At 72.8% G+C, this 13,655-nt stretch carries 11 protein-coding genes; 2 read left to right on the plus strand and 9 right to left on the minus strand.

The features are described from left to right. From AB0M59_RS21200 to AB0M59_RS21210, 3 genes are all read right to left on the minus strand, one after another. The coding region (locus tag AB0M59_RS21200; RefSeq protein WP_364617391.1) for a WXG100 family type VII secretion target at positions 1–1,075 on the minus strand (1,075 nt) is incomplete at its 3' end. After that, a complete protein-coding gene (locus AB0M59_RS21205) occupies positions 1,075–1,389 on the minus strand; it encodes a hypothetical protein (RefSeq protein ID WP_364617393.1) in 315 nt (104 codons plus the stop codon). The genes AB0M59_RS21200 and AB0M59_RS21205, both read right to left, overlap by 1 nt. After that, the gene (locus tag AB0M59_RS21210; protein ID WP_364617395.1) at positions 1,386–1,901 is read right to left on the minus strand and encodes a YbaB/EbfC family nucleoid-associated protein; all 516 of its coding nucleotides are present in this window, start codon (positions 1,899–1,901) and stop codon (positions 1,386–1,388) included. The genes AB0M59_RS21205 and AB0M59_RS21210 overlap by 4 nt, the downstream gene beginning before the upstream one ends. A gap of 185 nt (positions 1,902–2,086) precedes the next feature. Here AB0M59_RS21210 and AB0M59_RS21215 point away from each other — a divergent pair, with 185 nt between their 5' ends. Then, positions 2,087–3,097 (plus strand): aldo/keto reductase, encoded by a 1,011-nt coding sequence (locus tag AB0M59_RS21215; protein WP_364617397.1) that lies wholly within the window; start codon positions 2,087–2,089, stop codon positions 3,095–3,097. 102 nt (positions 3,098–3,199) lie between these two features. On the opposite strand, the gene AB0M59_RS21220 is transcribed toward AB0M59_RS21215, so the two are convergent. The 3 genes from AB0M59_RS21220 to AB0M59_RS21230 form a co-directional block, all read right to left on the minus strand. Beyond that, the gene (locus tag AB0M59_RS21220; protein WP_364617399.1) at positions 3,200–3,745 is read right to left on the minus strand and encodes a DUF4232 domain-containing protein; all 546 of its coding nucleotides are present in this window, start codon (positions 3,743–3,745) and stop codon (positions 3,200–3,202) included. A 127-nt stretch (positions 3,746–3,872) separates the two neighbouring features. After that, on the minus strand, positions 3,873–4,442 hold the full coding sequence (locus tag AB0M59_RS21225; RefSeq protein WP_364617401.1) for a DinB family protein: 570 nt from the start codon (positions 4,440–4,442) through the stop codon (positions 3,873–3,875). Positions 4,443–4,460: 18 nt separating this feature from the next. Then, positions 4,461–7,730 (minus strand): glucodextranase DOMON-like domain-containing protein, encoded by a 3,270-nt coding sequence (locus tag AB0M59_RS21230; protein ID WP_364617403.1) that lies wholly within the window; start codon positions 7,728–7,730, stop codon positions 4,461–4,463. Positions 7,731–7,852: 122 nt separating this feature from the next. Between AB0M59_RS21230 and AB0M59_RS21235 the strand changes: the two genes are divergently transcribed. Beyond that, positions 7,853–8,263 carry an ATP-binding protein gene (locus tag AB0M59_RS21235; protein ID WP_364617405.1) on the plus strand — a complete coding sequence of 137 codons (411 nt, stop codon included), beginning with the start codon at positions 7,853–7,855 and terminating at the stop codon, positions 8,261–8,263. A gap of 3 nt (positions 8,264–8,266) precedes the next feature. On the opposite strand, the gene AB0M59_RS21240 is transcribed toward AB0M59_RS21235, so the two are convergent. The 3 genes from AB0M59_RS21240 to AB0M59_RS21250 all read right to left on the minus strand — a co-directional run bounded on the left by AB0M59_RS21240 (position 8,267) and on the right by AB0M59_RS21250 (position 13,568). Beyond that, a complete protein-coding gene (locus AB0M59_RS21240) occupies positions 8,267–8,989 on the minus strand; it encodes a GAF and ANTAR domain-containing protein (RefSeq protein WP_364617407.1) in 723 nt (240 codons plus the stop codon). Positions 8,990–9,201: 212 nt separating this feature from the next. Continuing rightward, complete coding sequence (locus AB0M59_RS21245; protein ID WP_364617409.1) at positions 9,202–9,504, minus strand: STAS domain-containing protein; 303 nt, start codon at positions 9,502–9,504, stop codon at positions 9,202–9,204. Beyond that, positions 9,501–13,568 (minus strand): SpoIIE family protein phosphatase, encoded by a 4,068-nt coding sequence (locus AB0M59_RS21250; protein WP_364617411.1) that lies wholly within the window; start codon positions 13,566–13,568, stop codon positions 9,501–9,503. Before AB0M59_RS21250 ends, AB0M59_RS21245 begins: the two co-directional genes overlap by 4 nt. Positions 13,569–13,655 lie beyond the last annotated feature (87 nt).

Below are 13,655 nucleotides of genomic sequence, written 5' to 3' on the forward strand. Positions count from 1 at the left end.
GTTCCGGCTTGGGTTCGGGAGTGGCCGAGGACGGTGTGGTGTCCGGCTTCGGCTCGGGCGTGGTGTCGGGCTTCGGCTCCGGCTTCGGTTCCGGGGTGGCCGAAGACGACGACGGCGCGGGCTCCGGTTTGGGCTCGGGCTTCGGCTCGGGCGTGGTGTCCGGTTTCGGCTCGGGCTTGGGCTCCGGCGTCGCCGAGGACGGTGTCGTGTCGGGCTTGGGCTCCGGTTTGGGCTCCGGCTTCGGCAGCGGCGTGGCGTCCGGCTTGGGGGTCGGGGTCGGCGTCAGGCTGCTCGCCGGCGGCTTCGCCCCGGCGATTTCGTCGCCCGCCTTGCCCATCTTCGCCAGCGCCTGCACCAGGTCGCCCAGCTTCCGGCCCAGCTGGACGAGCTTCGCGCCGATCTTGCCCAGTGCCGTGGCCACCGTGCCGATCGTCGTGCCGACGAAGATCGCGATCGACGCACCGAACGTCACCGGGGCCAGCGCCGCCGCGATCAGGGCGCCCTTGATGATCGTCGCCAGCAGCATCGCGATCAGGTCGCGGAAGATGCCGCGGAAGGCGCCGACGATGCCGCCGGCGATCTTCATGTTCTTGCCGGCCTGGTCGAGGTAGCCGCCGAGGGAGTTCAGCTGCTCGGTGACCGCGTCCATGTCCTTCTTGAACTGGTCCGCGGCGTTGCCGGACCAGTCCTTCATGAGCGTTTCGATCGCCGACTGGTGGTCCGTCGACCACTGCTCCAGCTTCTTCTTCTCGGCGGAAAGCGCTTCGGCGGCCGCGTTGATGCCGATGGGGTCGCCCATCAGGATGTCCAGCGGCCACCGCAGGATCGTGATGTGCTCGATGAGCCAGCCGATCCCGGCGGTGAGCAGGCTGCCGATCGGGTCCAGCACGAGACCGATGGTCTCCAGCGCCATGCCCGCCGCGCCGATGCCGATCGCGACCTTGTCGTTTTCCTTGACGGCCTTGTCCAGGCCGATCGCGGCCTCGAAGAACCCGGCGCCGGCCGAAGCGTTGTCGCTGTTGAAGAGTTCGCCGCCGTGGAGGCTGACGTCCTTGCTCTGGTAGTCGTCGCCCACTATTCGAACCTCACGATCGAGTCGACGGCGTCTTCTTCGCCCGACTGGTAACGCTTCGCGGCCTCGGCGACCTTGTCGGAGAACTCGCCGATGGTCTTGGCGTAGTCGCCGAACTGGTGGTGCGCCTTGTCGGTCCACGTGCTCGCGCCCGCCGCCATCAGCTGGCACGCCGGGTTGATGCCGAACATGCCGGGGTCGCAGGTCATGCCGCCGACCAGGTCGGCGGTGCTCTGCAGGTTGCTCTGGAGCTCGTCGAGGTGCTTGCCGAAGGTGGTCAGGGGCTCCGAGTCGACCCTGAAGCCGCCGCCGCTCACCAGGGGTTCGATTCGTCGTCGTGGTCGTCGGCCGGGGGACGACGACGCGGGGCAGGCCCGGCCGCCGGCGGCGCGGGCGGACGCGCCGGGGGAGCGGCCGGCGGCGGGGTCCGCTCGGGCTCGGCGCTCTCCGGCGCCGCGAAGTCGGCGTCGGGCGGCGGGTCCGGCGGCAGGAACGATCGGACCATGTCGGTCGATTCGCTGTCGCCGTTGATGGTGGTGAAGGAGTCCGCGACGCTGCGGGCGGTCTGGCGCTGCGCTTCGCGGACGGTGCCCATGATGGCGGCGGTCAGCCGGGCGGGGCCCAGTTCGCACGCCCGGAGTCCGAGCTCGAGGTTCGTGAGCGCGCCGTTCGGCGCGAGCGTCACGGTGACCGACCCGTCGCGGGAGCGGACCGTGGCGCCGGCGGCGGAAAGCGCTTCGCTCAGCGCCGCCGCCTTCGACTGCATGTCCCGGACCTGCCGTTCGAGCAGGAGCTCGAAGTCTTCACCTGGCCCCAGGTTCGGTTGCACGAATTCGACTCCTCGCCACGCCGGGGTACGGGGCCCCCGGGCCCCACGATCGGGCCAGGCTAGCGCACCCCAGGAGTTCATTTCGGGCTAACCGGGAGGATGGCTCGTTTTCTCCCCGATGTTGCCCTCGAATGCCCTCGATCGGGTTTGACCCGGACCACGCTCCGGGTTGCACGATCGGGGACATGACACGATTGGACGACTACCGGGCGCTGGGCCGCTCCGGACTGCGGGTCTCCCCGCTGGCGCTCGGCGCGATGACCTTCGGCACCGGCTCCTTCTGCGCCGATGACGACACCGCGCGCAAGATCTTCCGCGCCTACGTCGAAGGCGGCGGCAACTTCGTCGACACCGCGGACAACTACAGCGCCGGCCGCTCCGAGGAGCTGGTCGGCGAGTTCCTGCGCGACGTCGACCGCGACGACGTCGTCCTCGCCACGAAGTACTCGGGGCCCGGCTTCAGCGGCGGCGAACCCCGGTCGGACCCCCGTCGGCGCAGCAACGGCCGCAAGAACATGGTCGCGTCGCTGGAAGCGTCGCTGCGGCGGCTGCGCGTGGACCACGTCGATCTCTACTGGCTGCACATCTGGGACGGCTTCACCCCGGCCGAGGAGGTCATGGCGGCGTTCGGCGACCTCGTGCGCGCGGGGAAGGTCCGCGCCGTCGGGCTCAGCGACGTCCCGGCCTGGTACGCGACGAAGGCCGCCATGCTCGGCGGCCCGCCGGTGACGGCCCTGCAGCTGGAGTATTCCCTGGTCGAGCGCGCGATCGAGGCCGAGTACGTGCCCTTGGCGCGGGAGTTCGGCATCGCGGTCCAGCCGTGGGGCGCGATCGGCGGCGGGTTCCTGTCCGGCAAGTACACCCGCGACGGCGCCGGCGAGGGCCGCCTCGCCGACGGCGCGCCCTACCGGTCGCTGCCGGAAAGCCGCTGGGCCGTGCTGGACGCCGTCCGCGAGGTCGCGGCCGAGGTGGGCGCGACCCCGGCCCAGGTGGCGCTGCACTGGGTGACGCGCCGGCCGGCGATGCCCGCGCCGCTGATCGGCGCCCGGTCACCGGAGCAGCTCGCCGAAACGCTGGGCGCGCTCGAGCTGGCGTTGACCGACGCCCAGCTCGACCGGCTGACCGAGGTGAGCGCGCCTTCGCTGCCGTTCCCGCACGGCATCCTGGCGCGGCTCAACGCGGGCGTGCCGAGCTGAATTAGGGAGTCCACAGTAGACCGACGTGAGGGAAGGGCCGGCTCGCGTGATCGGGCGGACGACACGGCGGCAGCCGGCGTGTCGTCCGCCGCCGCGTACGAGTTACAGCTCCGCCGGGCCCGCGGTCACCGCGCCGACGGTCAGCCCGTGCGCCTCGGCCGAGGCGTCGAGCGGGCCCTGGTTCCACGGCAGCGTGATCGCCGGGTCGCTGACGTCGCCGCGCGGGGTGGTCGTCTGCGGCGCGGTCACCGTGACGCTCACCGGCCGGACCTGGTTCTCCGGTGCCTCGATGCCGGTCCAGTGCAGCAGCATCGACGCGGGCGCGCCGTCGGCGACGGTGACCGCCGGCGCGTCGGCCGCGGCCGGGTCCGGCGTCACCGTCACGCCGGGCGCCCCCGACAACACGACCGGCAGCGCGCCCTGCAGCGTGCAGGACTCGCCCGGCTTCGCGGTGAACTGGACGGACGCGTACCGCTGGCCCGCGCCCGGGGACCCGGCGACCAGCGTCGTGTCGACCTGCGAGGAGGTGCAGCGGAAGTCGGTCGGCATGGCGGACGCGGTCCCGGCCGCGGACACGATGGCCGTCGCGGCGGCTCCGGTCACGGCGAGAGCGGTCACGGTGCGGCGGACGCTCGGACGAATGGTCATGAGCGGGAACCCCTTCCGGTGTCGGTACTTCGCGTACACAAGAAGAGATGTTCGTGACTCGATCAGGTTAGCTCCGAAGTGCGATTGCCCGCACGAAAGCAACCCTGAGTGATCTTGAACGTCGTCCTCACCGACCGGCGGCCTGAGCGGCCCGCTCGATTTCCGCGTACCGCTCCGTCCAGAACTCGCGGCCCCGGGATGGGGCGCTGGTCGCCCCGTCCAGCTGTTCCCGCAGGATGTCGGCGTGCCCGGCGTGCCCGGCGTGCCTGTTCGTCTCGGTGAGCACGTGCACCATGACGTTGAACAGCAGGACATCCGGCCGCGGCCACCACGGCACGTGGCCGGGCGCGTCGACGGCGAGAGCGTCGATCGTCGCGTCGGAGTGCGCCGCGGCGCGGCGGTAGCGGTCCACGATCTCCGCACGAGTTTCTTCCGAGGTCGCCCAGAAGTCACGGCCGCGCGTCTGGGTGTCGTCCCAGCGGGGCAGCGGCTCGGGGAACGGCCGACCGAACACCTCGCCCAAGTACCTGGTCTCCCACAGCGCCAGGTGCTTCACCAGGCCGAGCAGGTTGGTTCCGGTCGCGGTCAGCGGGCGGCGCACGGAGTACTCGTCGAGCCCGTCGAGCTTCTCCAGCACCGCCTCGCGGGCCTCGCGCAGATCGTCGTGCAGGTACCGCTTCGCGAAGTCGTCGATCACGGAGTCAACCCTGCCAGATCACCCGACGGGCACGCCGCGCACCGCGACCGGCCCGCGCGTCGGGTCCAGCTCGATCGCCTGGTCCACTCCGGACGGCGTCAGCACGTCCACCGCCTTCGGGGCCGTCGCCGGGTCCGCCGTGCAGATCGGCGCGGTACCGCCTGCCGCGCAGAGGCCGAACGTGTACTGCCCCGCCGTCGGCGTGAACGGCCGTGCCTGGTCGGCGGAGTTGCCGTCCTGCCCGGTCAGCACGACCGCGAACGTCCAGCCCGCGCCCGGTGTCCCGAACGCCGACTTCGCCACGCTGACCGTGATGTATCGCGTCGCCTGCGAAGCCTGCACAGACGGCGTTGCCAGCGAAGCACCCGAAGCGTCGACGAGTGCCGGGTCGGCGAAGCCCTGGACCTCGATGCGCCGGCTCCAGGCATCCGAAGCCGCGATCGAGTACGCCCGGCTCGGGAACGGCGCCGCGGTCGACGTCGCCGTCGCGGCCGGGTCGTGCGCGTAGATCGTCAGCAGTTGCGCGCCCAGCGGCGAGCCGAACGTCGGGGACAGGTCGCGGACCTGCGCGCGGAACACGAGGTTCGTGCCCGAGTCGATGACCTGGAACCGCTGCAGGTCGAACGCGCCCGCGTGGAAGTCGCCCGCCGTCGGATAGGTGTAAGTGCCCGGCCCGTTGTCGTCGCCGTCGGGGTCGGTCGCGTCGAGCAGGACCGTGCCGGTGACGAAGTCCGAGCTGATCGTCTTCTGCGTGTAGCCGGTCCCGGAACCGGAAGTGGCGGTCGCCGTGACGACGTTCGCGCCCAGCGGCGTCGGCACCGTCGCGGTGAACGTCCCCGCCGCCGAAGCCCGCACGGACAGCACGGAAGTCGTCCCGGCGTCGGTGGCCGACACGGCGAGATCGACCCGGCTGCCGGCGGGCGCGGTGCCGGAGACCGACGCGGTCGCCGTGGACACCGACGCGGGAGCGTCGAGGGTGACCGCCAGCGCCGCGGGCGGGGCGTGCGTGACGTACCGGGCGCGCACGTCGGCGGGCTGCTCGGGCAGCCGGCCGTCGTCCAGGGCCCGGGCCAGGCGCACCGACTGCGACTGCGCCCAGCTCAGCGGCGCGACCGAACCGGCGGGCTGCCCGGGGGCGAAGCCGATCGACGCCGTGCGCGGGTCCGAGCCGTAGGGCGACGCCGGCACCGCCGGGTTTTCCCACGCCTGCTCGGGAATCAGCCCGGTGCCGCCGGTCTGGGCCCGCATGGCGCGCAGCAGCGCCGCCGCGCCGGCGCGGTCGCCGGTCTGCACGGCCTGTTCGCCGCGTTCTCCCGCAAGCACCGGCCAAAGGTGGCCGGACCCGGTGTTCGGCCCCGGCCACGGCGCCCCGGTCGGCGCGCAGTTCGTCGGGTCGGGTTCGTAGCAGTCGCCGTAGCCGTCCTCGCTGCCCGGCGTGGAAGTCCCGTAGCGGTACCAGCCCGGGCCCGTCGGCGTGTCCCGCTTGATCACGCGGTCCACCACGGCGAGTGACGCGGTGACGTCCGGGTCGTTCGCGGGCAGCACGCCGAGGCGGGTCAGCTCGAGGAACCCGGCGTCGACGACCGCGCGCTGGTCGGCGTCGACCGAGCCGTTGCCGAGGTTGTAGATCCACTCCGAGTTCGGGTCGCCGTTCTTGGTCAGGCGCAGGAAGTACCGGCCGCCGTACGGTCCGGTCGAAGTGACCGTCCAGCCCTTGACGCTGCGCTGGAAGTGATCGGCGGTCGCCCGGTAGACGCGGGCGCGCGCCGGGTCGCCGTTGCGGTCGGCGAGCACGCCGGCGGCGACGAGCCCGGCGATCTCGGCGGCGATCGTCGAGGGGGAGTAGCCGCCCTGTTCCTCCCAGCGCTCGGAGCCGAACGCCGGGCCGTGCGCGACGACGAAGTCCGCGGCCGCGCGGATGTGGTCGGTGTAGAGCGTGTGGTCGCGGTCCAGCCCGGCCTGCAACGCCATCAGGATCGGGTACGCGCTCTCGTCGAGCTGGTCACCGCCGGAGTCGGGCGCCTTCTTGCCGTTGAGCATGGAGTTGCGCGGGAAGCGGCCGTCGGGCTGCTGCTGGCGGCTGAACAACCACCGCACGCTCGCTCGCGCGGTCTCACGGTCCCCCGCCGCGAGCAGGCCCGAGAAGCTTTCGTACAGGTCGCGGGCGAAGATCTCGCGGTAGGACCCGAAGTAGACGGGCTTGCCGCCGGGCGCGTCACCCGCGGAGACCGCCTGGCCCCACGGGCTGCCGAGCGACGCGACCACCGCGCCGGGGAACGTCTTGTCCTCACTGGCTTTCAGCACGTTCGCCGACTGGTAGTACGCGTCGGAGTCCTTGCCGTGCAAGGGAATCAGCCCATTGTCGTAGTCGCGCCAGCCGCGCGCGTAGTCGCGGTAGCTCTGGTCGAACGGCGTCCGCAGGCTCGCGCCGGCGGTCTGGACCGCCGCGCGCGCGTCCGAGCCGAACCCCAGCGCCAGCGTGGCCGGGCGACGCGGCTGCAGGTCCAGCTGCGCGGTCTGCACGACGTTGCCGTTCACCGCCGACGGCGTCCGGTCGGTGAGCCGGTGGTCGCGGTCGAGCTGGGCCAGTCCGTCACCGGCCGTGCCGGCGAAACCACTGGACGTGCTGAGGAACCGGCGGTCGGCGCGCAGCGCGGCGGCCAGCGGGGTGGCGTAGTCGCGGGCCGGCGCGCTCGACACCGTGTTCGGGTCGGCGCTGACCAGCGCGCTCGTCGCCGCGTCGACGGTCGCGGTGTCCCCGCCGCCGTTCGCCGGGCCACCTCCGCCGTTGCCGTTGACGCTCGCGTCGAACCGCACGTAGACCTTGAGGTCGGTCCCGGACCCCCGCAGCGGGTCCAGGCGCGTGCGGATCAGGACGCCGGTCCGGGCCGGGTCGGTCAGGTAGTCGGTGACCAGCCGGTACTTGCCGCTGCGCGGGGTCGAGGTGATCTCGCACGCCATCCCGCCCGCGCTGGTGCGGACGGTGTAGGTCATGTCCCGCGCCTGCAGGTCGGTGAACGTGCGGCCGTCGGTGACGGCGAACTGCAGCGTCTCGACGTTCGTGTTGTCGATCACCGGCGCGTACACGTCGGACAGCACGCCGCCCGCCACCGTGAACCACGCCTTGCTCGTCGTGTTCCGCGCGGTGCCCAGGCAGTCCTTGCGGGCGAGCCCGAAGTGCGAGAGGGCACCCGGCCCGGGAGCCGGGGCGGCAGCGGCTGCCGGCGCGGGGAGAAGGGCGGCGGCCAGCACCGCGCAGAGCACCACGGACGACGTCGACCGAGTCATCCGCACATCCGATCACGCCGGCCCGCGGCACACCAGAGCCGAACGCAGCAGGAAAGTCGTTTCCCGTGATTGAGAAAGCGAACCGGTGGGTAGCAAACGAACAGTCCCCCGGGGAGGTGAACGTGGAAGAGCACGGAGCGGACGGCTGGCGGTACCGCGGCACTATTTCGCCACGAACGCTGCCGAGCCTGCGGCGGCACCTCGTGTCGTGGCTGCGCAGACGCGCCGGTGACGAGGTGGGCCGGCAGGCCGACGACGTCGTCCTGGCCTGCTGGGAAGCGATGGCGAACGTGCTGGACCACGCTTACCGCGGCCGGCCCGGGCTGATCGACGTCCGGGCGCGGATCGACGAGGACGTCCTGATCATCACCGTCGCCGACCAGGGACGCTGGACCACGATCGCGGAGCGGACCGACGGCGGCCGCGGCCTGCGGTTGATCCAGGCGCTGGTCGACGGCCTGGACCTCCGCTCGACCGACGACGGCACGGTGATCACGCTGACCTGGCCGTTCCCGGTCCGCCGGACCGCCTGAACGTCAACCGGGCGACAGGCTCTCGACGAACCGGGTCGCGACGTCGCGGAGCTTCACGTTGCTGTGCTGCGATTCCGCGATCAGGCGTTTCATGGCTTCGCCGGCGGTGATCCCGTGTACGGCCATGAGGATGCCCTTGGCCTGCTCGATCACCGCGCGCGAACTCATCGCCGTCTCGAGCTCGGCGGCGCGCTGCCGGGCCCGGTGGTAGCGGCGCGTGGTGCGCAGCCCGAACGAGACGATCGTGGTGTACAGCCGCAGCAACCGGGAGTCGGTCTCGGCGAAGCCGTGGTCGCCGTAGCCGAAGAGGTTGAGCGCCCCGGCGAGGGTGCCGTCCACGCGCAGCGGCGCGGCGAGGTAGCTGCCGACGCCGAGGCTGAGGGCGTGCTCAGTGAACTCGGGCCACAGCGCGCCGGCCGTGGCGAGCGGCAGCCGCACGATCTCGCCCGTCTCGGCCGCCCGCAGGCACGGACCCTCGCCCGCGGCGTACTGGACGCGGTCGATGTCGACCGCGCGTTCGTCGGTGGAGGCGGCGGTTTCCGGCTCGCCGTCGCGGATCGCGGTGATGCTGGCCAAGTCGGCCCCGGGGATGGCCCTGACGGCTTCGGCGCAGACGGCGTCGAGGATTTCTTCCTCGGAGGGTTCGGTCTCCAGGGCACTCGTGAGGTCCGCCATCGCCGCGGTCAGCTCGTCGAAGTACTCGGACGGGATCGGGTCACCGGCCATCGCGCTCACCTCCGTCCCGGTTCCTGCGCGCACAGTACTCGCGAACGGCACGGCCCCGGCGAGCCAAGGGAAGAGAGCGGTGGCTCCGGCCCGTCGCTCTCTGCTGAACGTCGTGGGTTGGGCGCCGGGGCCACCTGGCGACAGCCGGCAGCACAACCCACCCGGCGACCGTCGCTGGGGTCCGCTTACCCCGTCGCGGGAGGGCCAACCACTCAGCGGATCGTCACTTTCGTCACCTGTGCGAGGCCGGAGACGCGCAGGACGCGGTCGAGCAGGCGGGGCGCGGTCAGGCGCAGGTCGTGGGAAGCGGCCCGGTCGAACAGGACCGCGACTCCCGCGCTGTCGACGTAGCTCACCCCGGTCAGGTCGACGGTCAGGGACGACCCGGCCGCGAGCTCGCGGTCCAGGGCCGCGCCGAACCCGGCCGCGTTGCTCATGTCGACCTCGCCGGTCACGGCCAGGATCCGGTCTCCGTCGTCGCCCGCGGAGGCGACCAGCGTGAGTGCCGTCGTCACGAACCCGTTCTCCATTCCAGCGTGACGGTCGTGCCGGTCGTGTCGTGCCGGACCGCGACCGCGTCGGCCAGCGCCTCCATCATCGGCATCCCGCGGCCGCGCAGCACGTGGTTGTCCGGGGGCGGCCGCTTCCAGTGGCCGCGGTCGGTCACCGTGACGACCAGGCGCGAACCGGTGAAGCGGGCCGAGAGGTGCGCGTCGCCCGGGCCTTCCGGATAGGCGTGCTCGACGGCGTTCGCGCAGGCCTCGCCCGTGGCGACGAGCACGTCCTGCGCGAGGTCTTCGCCGAGCGAAGCGGTGCCCAGCCACGCGCGCAGCCAGTGGCGCGTCGAGGCGAGGCTGTCCGGTTGCGCCGGGAAGTCCAGCTCCAGCGGCGGCACCGACCGGCGGTAGAGCAGCAGCGCCACGTCGTCCTCGTACCCGTCCGCCGGCCGGAGCCGGACCATCAGCGTGGTCGCCAGGTCGGCGAGGTCGGCGTCCCGCGCGTCGTGGGCGGCCGAGGTGGCCCGGTCGATGCCGTCGTCCAGCGATTCGCGGCGGCGCTCGACGAGGCCGTCGGTGTAGAGCATCAGCAGCGATCCGATCGGGACGACCGCCGTGGCTTCGGGGCGCGTGACGGGGACGCGGACCGCGAGCGGCACGCTGCCACCCGCGTCGAGGAACTCCGCCGAGCCGTCGCTGTGCACCAGCGTGGCCGGCGGGTGCCCGGCGCTGCTGTAGGTGAGCGTGCCGGTGGCGGGGTCCAGGACCCCGCAGAAGACGGTGGTGCACAGGGCACCCGGCAGCCGGTCGGCGAAGCGGTCGAGCGTGGTCAGGGTGTGCGCCGGGCCGTTGGCCTCCAGCAGCAGCGCGCGGCAGGCACTGCGCAGCTGACCCATCACCGCGGCCGCGGCGAGTCCCCGGCCGACGCAGTCGCCGACGACGATGCCGATCCGGTCACCGCTCAGGGGGACGACGTCGTACCAGTCGCCGCCGACCTCCAGGGGCGGGTTTGCCGGCTCGTAGCGCACTGCGAAGCCCTCGGGCAGCAGGACCGGCCCGAGGATCGAGCGCTGCAGCGCGATGGCGACCTCGCGCTGCCGGTCGTCGCGGTGGGCGCGGCGCAAGGCGTGCGCCAGCGTCCCGGCCAGCAGCGCCAGCAGCGTCCGGTCCTCGGTGCCGAGCGGACGACGCGGGTCCGGCTCCACCCAGAGCGTCAATCGGCCGCCGGGGTGGTCCAGGGTCGCGCCGGCCCCGCCCTCCGCCGGTGTCGCGTGCAAGGCCGGGAGCGCGCGCAGCTCGGCGAGCTTCGCGCGCAAGGGCGCGGCGAGGCCCGTCCACAGCCGGTCGCCCGGATCGGTGGACGCGAGCTCCGGCTCGCCGTCGTGCGGCCAGGTCACCGCGAGCACCCGCTCGGCCTGCCACAGCTCGCGCAGCAGGTCGAGCGCGGTGCGGAGCACGTCCGGCACCCCGCTGACCCCGGCGAGGCGCTGGTTCATCGCGGCGAGCGCGTTCTCCCGCTGCACGGCGTAGCGCTCCGCGGTGACGTCGCGGATCGTGCCGACGAGCCGGCGGCGGCCCTCGTCGTCGTGCAGCTCGTTGTAGGCGATCGCGGCCCACACCCGGTGGCCGTCCCGGTGCCGCAGCGGCAGGACGAAGCTGCCCGACGGCTCGGTGCGCGACCGGTCCTGCGCGTCGGAGACCTGCCGGAAGGCGATCGGGTCGTCATCCGGGCCCGGTGCCCAGGGGAACGGCGGCGCGTAGGGCAGTCCGCCGGGGCCGAAGCCGAGCAGCTCGGCGCACGCGGCGTTCATCTCCACGACCCGCCCGTCGGCGTCGCAGACGAAGAAGCCCTCCTGCAGGGAATCGATCATCGCCGCGCGCCACCGGGAATGCTGCGTCCGCAGCCGGGCCAGCCGGATGGTCGTGCGGACGCGGGCGAGCAGCTCCTGCGCGGAGAACGGCTTCACGAGGTAGTCGTCGGCCCCGGCGGCCAGCCCGTCGACGGCGGCCTCCTGTCCGGCGCGGGCGGACAGCAGCAGCACGGGCACGGCCGAGGTGCGCGGGTCGCGCCGCAGCTCGGCGAGCAGGCCCAGGCCGTCCAGCCGCGGCATCATGACATCGCTGATGATCAGGTCGGGGGGCTCGCCGGACGCGGCGTCGAGCGCCTCGAGGCCATCACGCACCGCGGTCACCGCGTAGTCCTCGTGCAGCAGCCGGGCGAGGTAGCCGCGCATGTCGGCGTTGTCGTCGGCGACCAGCACCCGGGCGCCCGTGACCGGATCGGGGGCGACGTCGGATTCGCCGTCCGGCAGCCAGCGCAGGGCCTCCTGCACGTACGGCTCGGCGGTCTCCGCGGCGATCCCGCCCGCCGAGGGCTCCGGAGCGAGGTGTTCGGCAGGCAGGTGCGCGGTGCCCAGCGGCAGCCGGATCCGGAACGTCGTGCCCACGCCGAGGGTGCTCTCGGCGGCGACGGTGCCACGGTGCATGCCGACGAGCTCGCGCACCAGCGCCAAGCCGATCCCGCTGCCCTCGTTCGAGCGCGCCCGCACCGACGGTATCCGGTGGAACCGCTCGAACAGCCGGGGCAGCTCGGCGGCGTCGATCCCGATCCCGGTGTCGGACACGGTGACCACGGCGTGTTCGCCGTCCAGCTCGGCGCGGACCCGGATCTCGCCGTCGAAGGTGTACTTGACCGCGTTGGACAGCAGGTTGAGGACCACCTTCTCCCACATTCCGCGGTCGACGTGCACCGGACGGCTCAGCGGCGGGCAGTCGACGTCGAACCGCAGCCCGGCCCGTTCGACCGCGGCGCGGAACACGCTCGCCAGCTCCGCGGTGAACGCGGCGATGTCCACCGGCTCGAAGCGGGCCTCCATCCGGCCCGCCTCGAGCCGGGAGAAGTCGAGCAGGTTGTTGACCAGCCGGCCCAGCCGCAGCGCGTTGCGGTGGATGACGGCGATCTCCTCGCGGACGCGCTCGTCCGCCTCGGCGAGCGTCTTGTCCAGCTCGGCGACGGGACCGAGGATCAGCGTGAGCGGGGTCCGGAACTCGTGGCTGATGTTGGCGAAGAAGGTGGTCTTCGCCGCGTCCAGTGCGGTCAGCTCCTCGGCGCGCTGCTGCTGCGCCTGGTAGGCGAGCGCGCCGTTGACCAGCGCCGCGGTCTGCTGGGCGACCAGCCCGAGGAACGTCCGGTAGGACTCGTCGAGCGCGCGCCCGGCGCTCGCCGCGAGCACGATCACGCCGGTGGCCGCGGTTCCGGGAGCGCCGGGCAGCGGCAGCACCATCGCCTCGGTGGGCGGCGTGGACCACGCGCCCGAGGGCAGCTCACCGAACGTCGTCGTCAGGTCGGGCACGGTGCGCGGGGTACCGTCGGCGAGCACGTCCTCCAGCGGCCAGCCGTCCGCGCGCCCGCCGCCCGGGGTCACGGCCGCGAGGGCGAGCCCACCGTTCTCGTCGCGGACGTGGATGGCGGAGTCGGGGACGTCGGCGCCGGCCCGGCCGAGCACGCCGGCGACCAGTTCGCAGGCCTCGCCGACCGTGCGGGCGATGCCGGCCTGGGCACCGAGCTCGCGCAGCGTGGCGAGCCGGCGTTCGCCGATCACGCGCTCGGTCGTGTCGGTGACCGCGGTGAACACGGCCCGCACGGCGCCGTCGTCGTCGTGGACCGGGCTGTAGGAATAGGTCCAGTAGGTCTCTTCCCAGTAGCCGTGCCGGTTCATCGGCAGCAGCAGGTCCTCCGACCACGTCGCTTCGCCGGTGGTCATCACACTCTCGAGCATCGGGCCGATGATGTGCCAGATCTCGCTCCAGACCTTCGCACCCGGCTTGTCCAGCGCCGGGTGCTTGGTGCCGAGCAGCGGCAGGTACGCGTCGTTGTAGAGGAACCGCAGATCCGGGCCCCACCAGACGATCATGGGGAAGCGCGAGGTGAGGCAGATCCGCACGGCCGTCGTCAGGCTGGCAGGCCAGTCCGCAGGTTCACCCAGCGGGGACGACGCCCAGTCGAACTCTCGCATCCGGGCCGCCATCTGGCTGGAGCCCGGGAAAACGGCGCGCTGGCCGGATTCCTCGCCGACGCTCATCACACTCCCGGTTGACGCGGCCCGGGCTGAGCCTACCCGGACCGGGCGGGTGCCGCCGCACACGCGAGCGCGGGGCCACAGCTCCAG

The sequence above is a fragment of the Amycolatopsis sp. NPDC051371 genome, assembly GCF_040682155.1.
Lineage (GTDB): Bacteria > Actinomycetota > Actinomycetes > Mycobacteriales > Pseudonocardiaceae > Amycolatopsis.